Annotated in this window: 13 protein-coding genes; 7 read left to right on the forward strand and 6 right to left on the reverse strand. The window is 71.9% G+C overall.

What is annotated here, in order from left to right; translation table 11 throughout:
* Window positions 1-15 precede the first annotated feature (15 nt).
* The 3 genes from leuC (at window position 16) to ACRWK8_RS15790 (ending at window position 2,678) form a co-directional block, all read left to right on the forward strand.
* Window positions 16-1,422 (forward strand): 3-isopropylmalate dehydratase large subunit, encoded by a 1,407-nt coding sequence (gene leuC, locus ACRWK8_RS15780; RefSeq protein ID WP_378740958.1) that lies wholly within the window; start codon window positions 16-18, stop codon window positions 1,420-1,422.
* Between the two features lie 28 nt (window positions 1,423-1,450).
* Entirely contained in the window at window positions 1,451-2,047 is a 597-nt protein-coding gene (leuD, locus tag ACRWK8_RS15785; protein WP_378740956.1) for a 3-isopropylmalate dehydratase small subunit, read from the forward strand.
* 349 nt (window positions 2,048-2,396) lie between these two features.
* Complete coding sequence (locus ACRWK8_RS15790) at window positions 2,397-2,678, forward strand: HU family DNA-binding protein (RefSeq protein WP_014910144.1); 282 nt, start codon at window positions 2,397-2,399, stop codon at window positions 2,676-2,678.
* A gap of 132 nt (window positions 2,679-2,810) precedes the next feature.
* On the opposite strand, the gene cofC is transcribed toward ACRWK8_RS15790, so the two are convergent.
* Window positions 2,811-3,515 carry a 2-phospho-L-lactate guanylyltransferase gene (gene cofC / locus ACRWK8_RS15795; protein WP_378740954.1) on the reverse strand — a complete coding sequence of 235 codons (705 nt, stop codon included), beginning with the start codon at window positions 3,513-3,515 and terminating at the stop codon, window positions 2,811-2,813.
* A gap of 196 nt (window positions 3,516-3,711) precedes the next feature.
* On the opposite strand from cofC, the gene ACRWK8_RS15800 reads away from it, so the two are divergent.
* The 4 genes from ACRWK8_RS15800 to ACRWK8_RS15815 are packed head-to-tail and all read left to right on the forward strand — an operon-like array spanning window position 3,712 to window position 8,016.
* Window positions 3,712-4,542, forward strand: a complete 831-nt coding sequence (locus ACRWK8_RS15800; protein ID WP_431871161.1) for a lysophospholipid acyltransferase family protein — start codon at window positions 3,712-3,714, stop codon at window positions 4,540-4,542.
* Complete coding sequence (locus tag ACRWK8_RS15805; RefSeq protein WP_378740950.1) at window positions 4,539-5,603, forward strand: NAD(P)H-dependent glycerol-3-phosphate dehydrogenase; 1,065 nt, start codon at window positions 4,539-4,541, stop codon at window positions 5,601-5,603. Before ACRWK8_RS15800 ends, ACRWK8_RS15805 begins: the two co-directional genes overlap by 4 nt.
* A gap of 11 nt (window positions 5,604-5,614) precedes the next feature.
* Entirely contained in the window at window positions 5,615-6,832 is a 1,218-nt protein-coding gene (locus ACRWK8_RS15810) for a trans-sulfuration enzyme family protein (protein ID WP_378740948.1), read from the forward strand.
* A 59-nt stretch (window positions 6,833-6,891) separates the two neighbouring features.
* On the forward strand, window positions 6,892-8,016 hold the full coding sequence (locus tag ACRWK8_RS15815; protein ID WP_378740946.1) for a D-alanine--D-alanine ligase family protein: 1,125 nt from the start codon (window positions 6,892-6,894) through the stop codon (window positions 8,014-8,016).
* Window positions 8,017-8,100: 84 nt separating this feature from the next.
* Here the strand turns inward: ACRWK8_RS15815 and ACRWK8_RS15820 are convergent, their stop codons facing one another.
* The 5 genes from ACRWK8_RS15820 to ACRWK8_RS15840 form a co-directional block, all read right to left on the reverse strand.
* Complete coding sequence (locus ACRWK8_RS15820) at window positions 8,101-8,919, reverse strand: EI24 domain-containing protein (protein WP_431871164.1); 819 nt, start codon at window positions 8,917-8,919, stop codon at window positions 8,101-8,103.
* Between the two features lie 209 nt (window positions 8,920-9,128).
* On the reverse strand, window positions 9,129-10,892 hold the full coding sequence (cydC, locus tag ACRWK8_RS15825) for a thiol reductant ABC exporter subunit CydC (protein WP_431871166.1): 1,764 nt from the start codon (window positions 10,890-10,892) through the stop codon (window positions 9,129-9,131).
* Window positions 10,889-12,634 (reverse strand): thiol reductant ABC exporter subunit CydD, encoded by a 1,746-nt coding sequence (gene cydD / locus ACRWK8_RS15830; protein ID WP_378740939.1) that lies wholly within the window; start codon window positions 12,632-12,634, stop codon window positions 10,889-10,891. The genes cydC and cydD overlap by 4 nt, the downstream gene beginning before the upstream one ends.
* A 190-nt stretch (window positions 12,635-12,824) precedes the next feature.
* Complete coding sequence (gene cydB / locus ACRWK8_RS15835; RefSeq protein WP_431871168.1) at window positions 12,825-13,895, reverse strand: cytochrome d ubiquinol oxidase subunit II; 1,071 nt, start codon at window positions 13,893-13,895, stop codon at window positions 12,825-12,827.
* Between the two features lie 12 nt (window positions 13,896-13,907).
* Complete coding sequence (locus ACRWK8_RS15840) at window positions 13,908-15,353, reverse strand: cytochrome ubiquinol oxidase subunit I (RefSeq protein WP_378740935.1); 1,446 nt, start codon at window positions 15,351-15,353, stop codon at window positions 13,908-13,910.
* Between the last annotated feature and the right edge of the window lie 88 nt (window positions 15,354-15,441).

Here is a 15,441-nt window from a genome sequence, read left to right on the forward strand (position 1 = left end):
GAGGGGCGATCGCCCATGGCACGCACGATGGCCGAGAAGGTCTGGGAGGAGCACGTCGTCCGGCGTGCCGACGGCGAGCCGGACCTGCTCTACATCGACCTCCACCTCGTCCACGAGGTGACCAGTCCGCAGGCCTTCGAGGGCCTGCGCCTGGCGGGTCGCGGCGTGCGCCGCCCGGACCTGACCATCGCCACCGAGGACCACAACGTCCCGACGATGGACCTCCTGGCCCCCATCGCGGACCCGGTCTCCCGCAAGCAGGTCGAGACCCTGCGCAAGAACTGCTCCGACTTCGGTGTGCGCCTGCACCCCATGGGCGACATCGACCAGGGCGTGGTGCACGTGGTCGGCCCCCAGCTCGGCCTCACCCAGCCCGGCATGACCGTGGTCTGCGGAGACAGCCACACCAGCACCCACGGCGCGTTCGGCGCCCTGGCCTTCGGTATCGGCACCAGCCAGGTCGAGCACGTCCTGGCCACCCAGACCCTGCCCATGCAGCCGTTCCGGACCATGGCCGTCACCGTCAACGGCACGCTCCGGCCCGGGGTGTCCGCCAAGGACATCATCCTCGCCGTGATCGCGAAGATCGGCACCGGGGGCGGCCAGGGCTACGTCATCGAGTACCGGGGCGAGGCCATCGAGGCCCTGTCCATGGAGGCCCGCATGACGGTGTGCAACATGTCCATCGAGGCGGGCGCCCGCGCCGGGATGATCGCCCCGGACCAGACCACCTTCGACTACGTCCAGGGCCGCCCGCACGCTCCTCAGGGCGCGGACTTCGACGCCGCCGTCGAGCACTGGAAGAGCCTGCGCACCGACGAGGGTGCCGAGTTCGACGCCGAGGTGGTCCTGGACGCCGACGAGCTCAGCCCGTTCGTCACCTGGGGCACCAACCCGGGTCAGGGCGTGCCGCTGGACGCCGAGGTGCCCGACCCCGCGTCCTACGAGGACCCCTCCGCGCGCGCCTCCGCCGAGAAGGCCCTCAGGTACATGGACCTCGCGCCGGGGACGCCGATGCGCGAGGTGCGGGTGGACACCGTCTTCCTCGGCTCGTGCACCAACGGCCGGATCGAGGACCTGCGGGCGGCCGCCGAGATCGTGCGCGGACGCAGGGTCGCGGACGGCGTCCGGATGCTCGTGGTGCCCGGTTCCATGCGGGTCAAGGAGCAGGCCAACGAGGAGGGCCTGGGGCAGGTCTTCCTCGACGCGGGCGCCGAGTGGCGCGAGGCGGGCTGCTCGATGTGCCTCGGCATGAACCCGGACCAGCTCAAGCCGGGCGAGCGCAGCGCCTCCACCTCCAACCGCAACTTCGAGGGGCGCCAGGGCCGGGGCGGTCGCACCCACCTCGTGTCGCCGCAGGTCGCCGCCGCCACCGCCGTGCGCGGCACCCTGTCCTCGCCCGCCGACCTGGACCCGCAGTAGTCCCCGACCCCGTCAGGAGAGTCCTCCCATGGAGAAGTTCGACGTCCACACCGGTCGGGCCGTCCCGCTGCGCTCCAGCAACGTCGACACCGACCAGATCATCCCCGCCGTCTACCTCAAGCGGGTCAGCCGCACGGGGTTCGAGGACGGCCTGTTCGCCGAGTGGCGCAAGTCCGACCCGGACTTCGTGCTCAACCGTCCCGAGTACGAGGGCGCGTCCGTCCTGGTGGCCGGGCCGGACTTCGGTACCGGTTCCTCCCGTGAGCACGCCGTGTGGGCGCTCCAGGACTACGGCTTCAGGGCCGTGCTGTCCTCGCGCTTCGCGGACATCTTCCGGGGCAACTCGCTCAAGGGCGGCCTGCTGACCGTCCTGCTGCCGCAGGAGGTCATCGACCGGCTGTGGGCGGCCGTCGAGGCCGACCCCGCCACCGAGGTGACCGTGGACCTCGTCGCCCGCGAGGTGCGCGCTCCGGGGGCGGACGTGCGGGAGCCGTTCGAGCTCGACGACTACACCCGCTGGCGTCTGCTGGAGGGTCTGGACGACATCGCGCTGACGCTCCGTCACACGGACGAGATCGGCGCGTTCGAGACCACGAGGGAGCCCTGGAAGCCGGTCACGCTCTAGCTCCGGAACGCCGCTCCGACACGGGATCGGGGGTCGCTGTGACTCAGCGCACCCCCGGTCCCGAATAATTTTACCTTTACTTGACGTGAGCGCTCGCTTACGGTCTTTGTGTCCTTAAGCGCGGCGTGGCCGGAGCCCGGAATCCGGTTATACGTAGGCTTTTGAGGACCACAGAAGGGGGCAAAAGGGGCTGGTTCACCACCCCCGCCCCATGCTTCCCCACCGTCGCGCAGGGTGACCTCGCAGGTCGGAAGGGGCCCGACACGCCTTGCCCGTGGGCGTTTGTATTTGTGTAAGGGCCTCTGCTTCCCCTAATTTCGTGCGAGCAAGGGGGAACCGGAGGAACCTTATGAACAAGCGTGACCTGATCGACGCGATCTCCGACCGTCTCGGAGACAAGAAGACCGCGACCGAAGCGGTCAACGCTGTGCTTGAGACCATTCAGGCCACCGTGGCGTCGGGCGACAAGGTCGCCATCACGGGCTTCGGCGTTTTCGAGAAGTCCGAGCGTGCGGCTCGTACCGCGCGCAACCCCGCCACTGGCGCCACGATCAACGTCCCCGCGAGCTTCGTTCCGAAGTTCCGCGCTGGCGCTGACTTCAAGGCGCTCGTCAACGGCGACAAGAAGTAGCCCTCACCGCCGCCAGGCGGTCAGGACGCACCCGCCCGGGTTCCCACGAGGGGCCCGGGCGGAGTGCTGTCCGGGGCCGGTCCGGGCACGTCGTCGCCGCCCGTGGGCGGTCCCTGCGTCCCGGCGTCGGCCTCAGGACCGGGCCCGCCCGTGCGTCCGGTCCGCGTGACCGGTCGGGAGACGCTCCAGCAGCGCGCTCGTCCGGGGGCCCACGCCCATCTCCGCGACGGCCGCCAGGTCCTCAGGGGTGTCCACGTCCCGCCGGACCGACGCCACGTCGGGGATCAGCAGCTCCCGAGCTCCACCGGCCAGGTGACGCGCGCGTGAGGCCCCCTCGAAGGCCGGGGCCAGTCGACCGCCGGGCGCCGCGGCCAGCAGGGTGGTCCCCGCTCCGGGCGTGTCCGCCAGGAACGACCGTCCGTGGGTCGAGGCGGCTGTCAGGACCCGCTCCAGCTCCTCCGGGCGCAGCGCGGGCAGGTCGGCCGAGAGCGCGCACACGCCGAACCCCGGGAACCCGGCCGCGGCGACCCGCGCCCCGTGCTCCAGGGCGGGGTTGAGACCTCCGCCCGGCTCGCCGCCGACCACCGCCGCGCCCAGCTCCGTCAGTTCGGCGCGCGCACGCGGGTCCTCGGTGACGGCGAACACCGCCGCCGTCGCCGCGCACGCCAGTGCGGCGGCCACCGTGTCGCAGGCGATCGCGAGCGCGAGTTCCTCCCGCAGGTCCCCGGCGGCCCGGGCCAGTCGTGTCTTGGCGCGACCGAGGTGCTTCACTGGAACGATCAGGGACCAGCGCGCCCCGAGGTGCGAGGCCCCGTCACGCTCTCCAAAGCCGGTCACGCTTCCCCCGGGACGTCGATACGGCCACGACAGTGACGAGGGTAGGCCTTCGGGGTACGGCGCGGCGCGGGCGCCCTGGGTGTGTCCGTCCGGGCCGGAGACGGCGTCACCCGGAACTTCGGTACACGTCCTAGACTGAGTCGGTTGAGCTTCCGTGGTCCGGACCGGGCCGGGAGCGAGAAGTGAGGAGTCCCCCGTGGCCAAGCAACGAGAATCGCGATGGGTCAAGTGGGTCGTGTCCCGCATCGTCCGGTTCGTCCTGTGGTTCGTGACCAAGCCCGAGTGGAAGGGCACCGAGAACGTGCCCGCCCAGGGCGGGGTGATCATCGCCGCCAACCACCTGTCGGTGACCGACCCCCTGACCGTCGCGCACTTCCTCTACATCGGTGCCCGCCGCTGGCCGACCTTCACCATGAAGGACGGGGTCATGAAGATCCCCGTGGTCCGCTCGGTGGCCAGGAGCACCGGCCAGATCCCGATCAAGCGCGGCAGCGCCGACGCGGTCAAGGCACTGGGTGAGGCGGAGAAGGCGCTGGTCCAGGACGGTTCGTCGGTGATCTTCTACCCGGAGGGCACCTGCACCCGCGACCCCGAGCTGTGGCCGATGACCGCCAAGAACGGCGTGGCCCGGCTGGCCCTGACCACGGGTGTCCCGGTCGTCCCGGTCGCGCACTGGGGTGAGCAGGAGATCCTGCCCTACGGCGAGAAGAAGCCCCGTCTGCTGCCCCCGCGCAAGCGCATCCAGTTCAGCGCCGGTCCGCCGGTGGACCTGTCCGAGTTCCGGGACCAGCCGCTCACCGCGACCGTCCTCGACGGCGCCACCCGGGCGATCATGGCCGACATCACCGCCCTCCAGGCGGGCATCCGCGGTGAGCAGCCGCCCGCCGAGCCCTTCGACTACCGGAAGGCCCGCCAGCAGGAGGCCGAGGCCCGGCGCGCGGAGCGCGAGGAGGCCGGGAACGACACCGTGGGCGCCGAGGACGCGGGCGCCGACACCGACAACGGGAAGAACAGCACGGGGGCATGAGCGACCAGATGAGCGCTGAGAACGTGAAGGTCGCGGTTCTGGGCAGCGGGTCCTGGGGGACCACGTTCGCCAACATCGTCGCGGACGCGGCCGACCTGGCGCGCAAGAACGGCGAGGGCCCCGTGGCCGAGGTGGTCCTGTGGGGCCGCCGGGCCGAGGTGGTCGACGCGGTCAACGAGTCCTCGGAGAACCCGGACTACTTCCCGGGGGTCACGCTCAACGGGGGGCTGCGCGCCACCACGGACCCGGCCGAGGCGCTCACCGGCGCCCGGGTCGTGGTGCTGGCCGTCCCCTCGCAGACCCTGCGGGAGAACCTCGCCTCCTGGCGCGGGCACATCGCGGAGGACGCGGTGGTCGTCAGCCTCATGAAGGGCGTCGAGCTCGGCACCCTCATGCGGATGAGCCAGGTCGTCGGTGAGGTCCTGGGTCTGCCCCGGGAGCGGATCGCGGTCGTGTCCGGCCCCAACCTGGCCCGGGAGATCATCGAGCGCCAGCCCGCCACCGCCGTGGTGGCCTGCCCGCACGAGGAGACCGCCGTCCACCTCCAGGGGCTTTTCAAGTCCGCGTACTTCCGCCCCTACACCAGCACCGACCTGGTGGGCGTGGAGATCGGCGGCGCGATGAAGAACGTGATCGGCCTGGCGGTCGGCGTCGCGGAGGGCATGGGGTTCGGTGACAACACCAAGGCCTCGCTGATCACGCGGGGCCTGGCCGAGACCACCCGGCTCGCGGTCACGCTCGGCGCGGACGAGCACACCCTGTCCGGTCTGGCCGGGATGGGCGACCTGGTGGCGACATGCTCGTCCCCGCTGTCGCGGAACCGGACCTTCGGTGAGAAACTGGGCGCGGGCAAGACCCTCGAACAGGTCGTCGCGGAGACGAAGCAGACGGCGGAGGGGGTCAAGTCCTCCGAGTCCATCCTCGAACTCGGGTGGACCCACGGGGTCGACATGCCCATCACCGAGGCCGTCGTCAAGATGATGCACCACGACATGAGTCCGGCCCAGGCGCTGCTGGCGTTCATGTCACGCAGCACCAAGCCGGAGCGCTACGGGGTCTGAGAGCGAGCACGATGACACACACACCCGGTTCCGGGAGCGCGGGGGAGCACACGCGGGCGGTACGGGCCCCGGAGGCCCCCGTCCCCACCGAACGCCCCATGCGGATGCCCGTCCACCGCGCCACCACCTACGCGTTCGACACCTCGCAGGGGTTCGCGGACGTGCTGGCCGGTACGCGTGACGGCTACTCCTACGCCCGCATCGACAGCCCCACCGTGGACGCCTTCGCGGACGCGGTCGCGGCGCTGGAGGGCGCGGGGCTCCCGGACCGGGTGCGCGGCCAGGCCTTCGCCTCCGGCATGGCGGCCCTCAGCACCGTGCTGCTCGCCCTCACCGAGGCAGGGGCTCACGTGGTGGCCTCCCGCTCGATCTACGGCAACACCTACTCGCTGCTGGACCGGCTGATGCGCCGGTTCGGCGTGCGCACGGACTTCGTGGACGTCACCGACCTCGACGCCGTGGCCGCGGCGGTCACCCCCGAGACCCGGGTGGTGTTCACCGAGACCCTGTCCAACCCGGCCATGACCGTCTCCGACCTGCCCGGCCTGGCGCGGATCGCGCGTGCGGCGGGCGCCGCCCTGGTGGTGGACTCCACGTTCGCCTCCCCGGCGGTCTGCCGCCCGCTGGAGTTCGGCGCGGACGTCGTCGTGCACTCGGCCACCAAGTACCTGGGCGGGCACAGCGACACCACCGGCGGCGTGGCCGTGGCCGCCCCCGCCCTGATCGACCGCGTCCGCGCCGCCCGGATCGACCTCGGGCCGTGCCTGGCCCCGGACGAGGCCTACCTGCTGCACCGGGGGCTGGAGACCCTGCCGCTGCGGGTCGAGCGCCAGTGCGCGACCGCCGCGGCCTTCGCCCGGGCCCTGGAGGGGCACCCCCTGGTGGAGCGGGTCGACCACCCGTCGCTGCCCTCGCACCCCGGGCACGAGCTCGCGGGCAAGCTCTTCGACGAGGGCCGCCACGGGGCCGTGGTCACCGTGCACCCGCGCGGCGGCCGGGACGAGGGCATGGCCTTCGCGGACCGCCTGGAGCTGGCCACCATCGCGGCCTCGCTCGGCGGCACGCACACGCTGGCGGGGCACGTGGCGTCGACCTCGCACCGGAACATGAGCGAGGCCGAGCTGACCGCCGCCGGTGTCTCCCCGGGCGCGGTCCGGTTCTCCATCGGCCTGGAGGACCCCCGGGACCTCATCGAGGACGCCCTCGCGGCTCTCGACGGGGGAAAGTGACACACGGGCGCTTTTCACCCGTACCGGATTCATCAGCAGGCGAGATAGGGTCAGGCAGCATGTCGTCCGAGCAGCGCAAGATTCGGGTCGCCGTCGTCTTCGGCGGTCGTAGTTCCGAGCACGAGATCTCCTGCGTCACGGCGGGCAGCGTCCTGTCCGTGATCGACCAGGACCGATACGAGGTCGTCCCGGTGGGGATCACGCCCACCGGCAACTGGGTCCTGACCTCGGGCGATCCCGAGAGCCTGCGCATCGACGCGGCGACCAAGGCCCTGCCGACCGTCTCGGAGGAGGGCACGGACATCGCCCTGCCCTTCGACACGGCGGGCCAGCTCATGACCGTCAGCCCCGACCAGGGCACGCGGCGGCTGGCCGAGGTCGACGTGGTCCTGCCGCTGCTGCACGGCCCCTTCGGTGAGGACGGCACCATCCAGGGCCTCTTCGAGATGATGGGCGTGCGCTACGCGGGCGCCGGGGTGTTCTCCAGCGCCGCCGCCATGGACAAGGTCTTCATGAAGGCCCTGCTGGTCGGCAACTCCATCCCCACCAGCGACTACGTGGCGATCACCGAGCGCACCTGGCGGACCGAGCGCAAGAAGGTCCTGGACGACGTCGCGGAGCTGGGCCGGACGGTGTTCGTCAAGCCCGCCCGCGCCGGGAGCAGCGTCGGCATCAGCAAGGTGCGGGACTCCTCGGACACCGACGCCGTGGTCGCCGCCGTCGAGGCCGCCCGCGAGCACGACCCCAAGGTGCTGGTCGAGGCGCAGGTCATCGGCCGCGAGATCGAGTGCGGGGTGCTGGAGTCCGAGGACGGCGGCACCCCCGACGTCTCGTTCCCCGCCGAGGTGCACGTGGCCGAGGGTTTCGACTTCTACGACTTCGAGGCCAAGTACCTGTCCACGAGCGGCCTCACCATCCCCGCCGAGATCCCGGAGGAGGCCACCGCCCGCCTGCGCGCGATGGCCGCCGACGTCTTCGAGGCCATGGGCTGCGAGGGGCTGGCCCGGGTGGACTTCTTCTACACCGAGGACGGTCGGATCCTCGTGAACGAGCTCAACACGATGCCCGGTTTCACGCCGTCGTCGGCCTTCCCGCAGATGTGGGGCGCCACCGGCCTGGACTACGCCGCCCTCGTCGAGCGCATGATCACCACGGCGCTGCGCCGTGACCCCGGCCTGCGCTGACCGCACGGGAACGAGAGGAGGGGGCGGACGACCCGGAGTCGTCCGCCCCCTCGTGTGTCGAGGTCCCACAGAGGCCTGAGGTGGCTACTGGGGCTTCTGCGGTGTCTCGGGCGGGTTCGGGTCGGAGTCCGGCGACGTGCTCGGCTCCTGGGGCGTCTCGGGCAGCAGCTCGCGCGCGAGGATGGTCCCGCCGGCGGTCGCCGCCGGGAACACCGCCACGGCGACGAACGGGATCGCGAGCAGGAAGTAGGTGGGGACCGCGAAGCCCAGGGCGCGCCAGCGCCGGGTCCCCATGAAGCGGCGCCGGTCGCTTACGAGCAGCAGGCCACGGCGGTCGAAGGCGCTGGCCGTCAGTTCGATGCACAGGAGCCAGCCGCCCATCACGGCGGTCAGGACCGGTCCGATCAGCCAGCCGAGCAGCGGGATCAGCCCCAGCAGGAACGCGCAGACGGTCACCACGAGGGAGACCAGCACGATTCCCAGGGACTGCCGGATCGCCCGGGCCACCCCGGCGGCCAGGGACTCGTCCTGTGCCTCGGGCGCCCCGCCCAGCTCCTGTTCGACCAGCTCCGCGATCCGGTCGTAGACGGGCGCGCCCAGGGTCAGGGTGACGGTCGTGAACGCCACCACCATGATTAGGACCGCCCCGGCGAGCAGACCCACGGACAGGGCGCCGCGCAGCAGCCCCTGCCAGAGGGTGTCCCACTCACGGGCGAACGGCGTCGCCCACGCGACCAGGTCCGTCAGGTTCACCGCGAGCGTGATCAGCGCCGCCAGGAACAGCAGGGACGTCACGAGAGCGGGCAGCGCGCCCAACAGGAACAGGCGTGGTTTACGGAGCACGATCGCCAGACCGCGCAGCAGAACGCCGAAACCACCGAAGACCTCACGTACGGGATTCACGGGCGAACACTAGCGCCCCGGAAGGGCCGGTTCCACTCGTCGCCCGCCACCGCTCTCAACGGACGCCTACGGCGCGGTACCGCCCTCCCGTCGCCCGCCACCGCCCTCAACGGACGCCTACGGCGCGGTACCGCCCTCCCGTCGCCCGCCACCACCCTCAACGGACGCCTACGGCGCGGTACCAGCCCGCCCGTCGCCCGCCGCCACCCTCAACGGACGCCTACGGCGCGGTACCATCCCGGTTGCTCCATCAGTTCCGCGTGCGTTCCGGACTGGATCACCCGGCCGTCGCGGACCACGTGGACGCGGTCCACCCGGTCCAGCCCGGTGAGGTCGTGGGTGATGAGCAGGGTCGAGAACCCCTCGGCGGCGTCGAGCAGGTCGTCCACCACCGCGTCGCGGGTGTCCGGGTCCAGGTGCGCGGTCGGCTCGTCCAACACCAGCACGCGCGGCGCGGCCAGCACCGCGCGGGCCAGCGCCAGCCGCTGCCGCATCCCGCCGCTCAGGCCCATGCCGTGCGACCCCACCTGGGTGTCCAGGCCCTTGGGCATCGCCTCGACCTCACCTGCCAGCCGCACCCTGCGCAGCGCCGCCCACAACTCCTCGTCCCCGGCTCCCGGGCTCGCCAGGCGCAGGTTCTCCCGGAGCGTGGAGGCGAACACGTGCGGGTCCTGGGGGACCCCGCTCACCACCCGGCGGACCTCGTCGGCCGGGTAGTCGGTCACGTCCACCCCGCCGATCTCCACACGACCGCCGTCCGGGTCCCGGAAGCGCAGCAGCACCGAGGCGAGCGTGCTCTTGCCCGCGCCGCTCGGACCGACCACCGCAACCGTCTCCCCGGCGGGGATCTCCAGGTCCACCCCGTCCAGCGCCCACGGCTCCTCGGGGCCGTACCGCACGCGCAGGTCGCGGATCCGCACCGTGGCGTCGGCGTCAGGGTCGATCTCCAGGCCCTCCCTCGCGGGCGGCGCGACCGCGGGAGGCGTGTCCAGGACGCCGAACAGCCGCTCGCCACTGGCCCGGATCGCACCCAGCCGGGCCGCGACGGCGGGCAGCGGGGCGACGATCTCGAAGGCGGCCAGTGTCGTCAGCACCAGCACCGCCAGCGCGGTCGGGCCGATCGTCCCCTCCTCCACGGCGAGCACACCCAGGAAGAGCGCGCCCCACACGGTCAGCCCGGTGATGAGGGCGGTGGCCCCGGCACTCAGCCCCAGGGTGGCCGCGTCCCGTCGGGCCACGCGCGTGAGCTCGGCGTCCGCCTCGTTCACCCGGGCCACCTGACGCTCCATGGCCCCGTAGGCGACCAGGTCCGGAGCACCCTGGAGGGTGTCGACCAGGGTCGTGGAGAGTCGGCCCCGTGCGCGGGCCTCCCGCCGTCCGGGGCCGCGCCCCAGCGCAGCGGCGGCCAGCGGCACCGCGAGTCCGGCGAGCAGCAGGCCCGCGGCGAGCAGCAGGCCCCCGGGGACGTACACCACGGTCAGGAACAGCACCGTGGCCCCACCGGTGACCACCGACACCAACGGCGGGGTGAGGCCGCGCACCAGCAGGTCGAGGGTGGCCTCGGTGTCGTTGACCAGGCGCGACACCAGGTCGCCGGAGCGGAACCGGCCGAACGGTTCGGTGCGGGCCAACCGCTCGTACACCCGGACCCGCACCTCGGCCAGGGTCCGGAACGCCGCGTCGTGGGTGACCAGCCGTTCCAGGTAGCGGGTGACGCCCTTGCTCACCCCCAGCGCCCGGGTGGCGACCACGGCCACGCTCAGCGCGGTGATCGACGGGTGGTCGGCGGCGGTCGCCAGCATCCACGCGGCCACGCCCAGCAGGGCCACACCCGACCCGGTGGCGGCGGCGCCGAGCAGCACGCCCAGCGCGAACCGTGCGCTCCGGGGCCGGGCCAGACCGATCATCCGGCGCAGCGGGTCCCGGCGCCGTTCCCGCCCACCGACCTCCGGCGGGGCCGTCCCGGCGCTCATCGGCGGGCCTCCCGGGTGAGCAGGGGAAGCGCGGCGGTCCGGAGGCGGGCCCCGAGTGCGGACTCGGCCCATGCGGTGTCATGCGCGACGATCACGGCGGTGCGTCCCTCCAGCAGGCGGGCCACGGCGGTCCGTACCGCCCTGGCGTTCTCGGGGTCGAGGTGCGCGGTGGGCTCGTCCAGCAGGACCAGCGGCGCGTCCCGGCACAGCGCTCGGGCCAGGGCGATCCGCTGCCGCTGCCCGGCGGACAGACGTGCGCCCCGCTCGCCCAGTCGGGTCCCGTAGCCCTCGGGGAGCGCGGAGACGAACGTGTCGGCCTCGGCCAGCCGGGCCGCCTCCCGCACCCGCTCCATGTCGGCGTCGGGCGCGCCCAGCCGGATGTTGTCCGCGACGGACACGTCGAACAGGTAGGGGTGCTGGGGGACCCAGGCGACGCCGAGCCGCCAGTCGTCGGGGGGTACGTCGTCCATCGGGGTCCACTCGCCCCCGGGCGCCCGTACGCTGATCCGCCCCTCGGTGGGTTCCCCGAGCCGCAGCAGGAGGGACAGCAGGGTGGTCTTGCCGGACCCGCTGGGGCCGGTGAGCAGCAGGTGCTCCCCGGACCGGACGGTCAGGTCCAGCCCGGACAGGGCGGGCACCTCGCGCCCCGGGTACAGCAGCCCCACCCCCTCGAACCGGATGTCGCCCGAGGCGGCGGGGGAGGGGACGCCGGTTGGAGCTGGGGTCGGCCGCTCCTCGCCGCCCCCGTCCGGAGACCGCGACCCGCGCTTGCGATCCAGCTCGGTGAAGACCTGGTCGGCGGCGGCCACGCCCTCCATGCTCGCGTGGAAGCGGGCCCCCACCTCGCGCAGCGGCAGGTAGGCCTCGGGGGCGAGGATCAGGACCAGCAGGGCGGTCTGGTAGTCCATGTGCCCGCCCAGCAGGCGCAGCCCCACCTCGACGGCGACCAGCGCCACCGCGAGGGTCGCCAGGAGCTCCAGGGCGAAGGCCGAGAGGAACGCGATCCGCAGCGTGCCCATGGTCGCGGACCGGTGGTCCTCCCCGACCTTCCGGATGATCGCGGCCTGCGCCTTGGCGCGGCGGAACACCGCCAGGGTCGGCAGCCCCTCCACCACGTCGAGGAAGTGCCCGCCCAACCGGCTCAGCAGCCGCCACTGGCGTTCGGTGCGCTGCTGGGTGTGCATGCCGATCAGCGCCATGAAGATCGGGATGAGCGGCAGCGTCACCAGGATGACGATCCCGGAGATCCAGTCCGCCCAGAACACGACGGCCAGCACCGCGAACGGCACGATGCAGGCCAGGACGAGCTGGGGCAGGTAGCGGGAGAAGTACTCGTCGAGGGCGTCCAGGCCCCGGGTGGCCAGGGTGACGAGTTCCCCGGCCCGGGGCGACCCGTCCTCCCGGTCGCCGCCCTCCGCCAGCCACACCTTGCCCGAACCGGTCACGTGGGCGACCAGCCGCCGCCGCAGCTGTGACTTCGTGCGGGCGGCGCTGTGCAGGGCGGAGGCCTCCGCGAGGTAGGACAGCAGGGCGCGGACGACCGCGACGGCGGCCACCGAGGCGATCATCCAGCCCAGGGCGTCCAGCCCCTCTCCGGCCCAGACCCCGGTGATGACCCGGGCGAGCAGCCAGGCCTGGGCGAGGATGAGGCCCGTGATCAGCACCCCGCTGACGACGGTGACGGCCAGGTGGGTCCTGACCGCGTCCGCGGTGCGCACCAGTCGTGGATCGAGCGGTTTCATCTGCGAGGAACCTCGTGGCGTCGGAGCCCGGCCGGACCGGTGGGGCTGGTGGGGCGGATACGTCGTGTACGCGGGGGCAGGGTGCGGGGCCCGGTTCCAGTATCCGGGTCGGCCCCCGGTCGGGCCGTACCCTCCGCGACCCGGGGCGACGCGGGAGGCGGAGGGCACGGCGACACGGGACCGGCCCCGGTCAGGAGGCCTGGTCCGGTCCGCCTCCACCGGTGGTACCGGATGTGGCGGCGTGGGCGGCGGGGGCGTGGGCGGACAGGCTGACCTGTTCGCGGGTGACCCGCTTGCGGAAGACCCAGTAGCTCCAGGACTGGTAGCCGATCACCAGCGGCAGGAACACCAGCGCCACCCACGACATCACGGTGAGCGTGTAGTCGGCGGAGGAGGCGTTCTCGACGGTGAGGCTGAAGGCCGCGTCGGTGGTGGACGGGAGCACGTCGGGGAACAGCGCCCCGAACAGCGCGGTCACGGCGGCCAGGATGGTCACCGCCGTGGCCACGAACGACCATCCCTCGCGCCGGTACCAGGAGGCGACCACACCGGCCACCAGCGCCAGGGCTGCGATCAGCACGAGCGGCAGTGTCCACGGCTTGCCGTGGGCGAACTGGGTCCAGAGCAGGAACCCGGCGCCCGCGGGGACCGCGACGCAGGCGGCCACCAGCGTGGCCCGGCGGGCGCGGACCCGGACCGGCCCGTCGGTCTTGAGGGTCAGGAAGACGGCGCCGTGCAGGGTGAACAGCGACAGCGTCGTCACCCCGCCGAGCAGGGCGTACGGGTTGAGCAGGTCCAGCAGGGACGCGGTCACGATGTGGTCGGAGTCCATCGCCACGCCCCGGACGATGTTGGCGAAGGCGACGCCCCACAGGAAGGCGGGGACGGAGCTGCCGAAGAAGATCGCCCGGTCCCACCAGTCCTGCCAGCGGGGGTCGTCGCGCTTGCCCCGGTACTCGAAGGCCACGCCGCGCAGGATGAGCGCGATGAGGATGAGGAACAGCGGCACGTAGAACCCGCTGAACAGGGACGCGTACCAGGCGGGGAAGGCGGCGAACATGGCGCCGCCCGCCGTGAGCAGCCACACCTCGTTGGCGTCCCAGACCGGGCCGATGGAGTTGATGGTGACCCGTCGGTCCACGGAGTTGCGCCTGCCCATGAAGGGCAGCAGGGTGCCCACCCCGAAGTCGAATCCCTCCAGGACGAAGTACCCGATCCACAGGACCGCGATGGCGACGAACCAGATGACGGCCAGTTCCATGGTCGTTGGCTCCTAGTAGCTGAAGTGGGGGATCTGGGACTCGTCCTCGTCGTTCTCCAGATCCGGGACGAGGTGCGAGGGGCCCTTCTTGACGTACTTCCACAGCAGGCCGACCTCGATGACGAACAGCAGCCCGTACACGGCGGTGAAGATGCCCAGGCTCATGGCGACCGTCCCGAGGCTGACCCCGGGGGAGACGCTGTTCGCGGTGAGCAGTTCGCCGTGGACGGTCCAGGGCTGGCGTCCCATCTCGGTGAGCACCCACCCGAAGATGTTGGCGAGCAGGGCGGAGGGCAGCGCGGCGATCGCGGCGTAGTAGAACCACCGGCTCCTCGGCAGGCGCGTCCGTCCCCGGGTGAGCCACAGCCCCAGGGCGGCCACGGCCACCCCGAAGATCCCGAAGCCCATCATCAGGCGGAAGGCCCAGTACACGACGAACACGTTGGGGATGTAGTCCCCCGGCCCGTAGTACTCCTCGTAGGCCTCCTGGAGGTTGTTCATCCCGTGCACCTCGCCGTCGAAGTGCCCGGTGGCCAGGAAGCTCAGGATGTTGGGGACGCCGACGTCGATCGGGTTGTACCGGGCTTCGGTGTCGCCGACCGCGAAGGTGGAGAAGGGCGCGCCCTCCTCCGTCTCCCACAGGGCTTCGGCGGCGGCGAGCTTCATGGGTTCGTACTCGGCGGCGAGCTTGGCCTGGTGGTCGCCCGAGACGAACGTGAGCGCCCCGGCCAGCAGAGTGAAGACCAGGCCGACCTTCAGGGTGGAGCGGAAGAGCGCGAGGTCCCGCTTGGGCGGGGTGACGCCGACCTCGCCGGTGTCGTCGTGCCGGGTGTTGCGCCACAGCTTGAAGGCGCTGACCGCGACCACGAAGAGTCCGGCGGTGACGAAGGCGGCCGAGACGGTGTGCAGGTACGTGGACCAGGCCTGGTCGTTGCTGAGCACGGCCCAGATGTCGTTGAGTTCGGCGCGGCCGTTCTCCGGGTTGACCTCGTAGCCGACCGGGCGGCGCATCCAGGCGTTGGCGGCCAGGATGAAGTACGCCGACAGGTTGGTGCCGACCGCGACCACCCAGATGCAGGCCAGGTGGACGCCGCGCGGCAGGCGGTGCCACCCGAAGATCCACAGCCCGATGAACGTGGACTCCAGGAAGAAGGCGAGAAGGGCCTCCATCGCGAGGGGCGCCCCGAAGACGTCCCCGACGAAGCGCGAGTACTCGCTCCAGTTCATGCCGAACTGGAACTCCTGCACGATCCCGGTGACCACGCCCATGGCGAAGTTGATCAGGAACAGCTTGCCGAAGAACTGGGTGGCCTGGAGGTACTCGTGTCGTCCGGTGCGGTACCAGAAGGTCTGGAGCACGGCCACGATGAACGACAGCCCGATCGTCAGGGGGACGAAGAGGAAGTGGTAGATCGTGGTGACGCCGAACTGCCACCTCGCCAGGTCTAGTGCTTCCATGCCCGCCCTCTCAATTACCGACTGCCGGTAGTACTACGAACTGTAGTGCTACGGCTTGTCGTATGTGGGGGCACCCCCCTGAGAGACC

The sequence above is a fragment of the Nocardiopsis eucommiae genome (assembly GCF_965344335.1).
Classification (GTDB): Bacteria; Actinomycetota; Actinomycetes; order Streptosporangiales; family Streptosporangiaceae; genus Nocardiopsis; species Nocardiopsis eucommiae.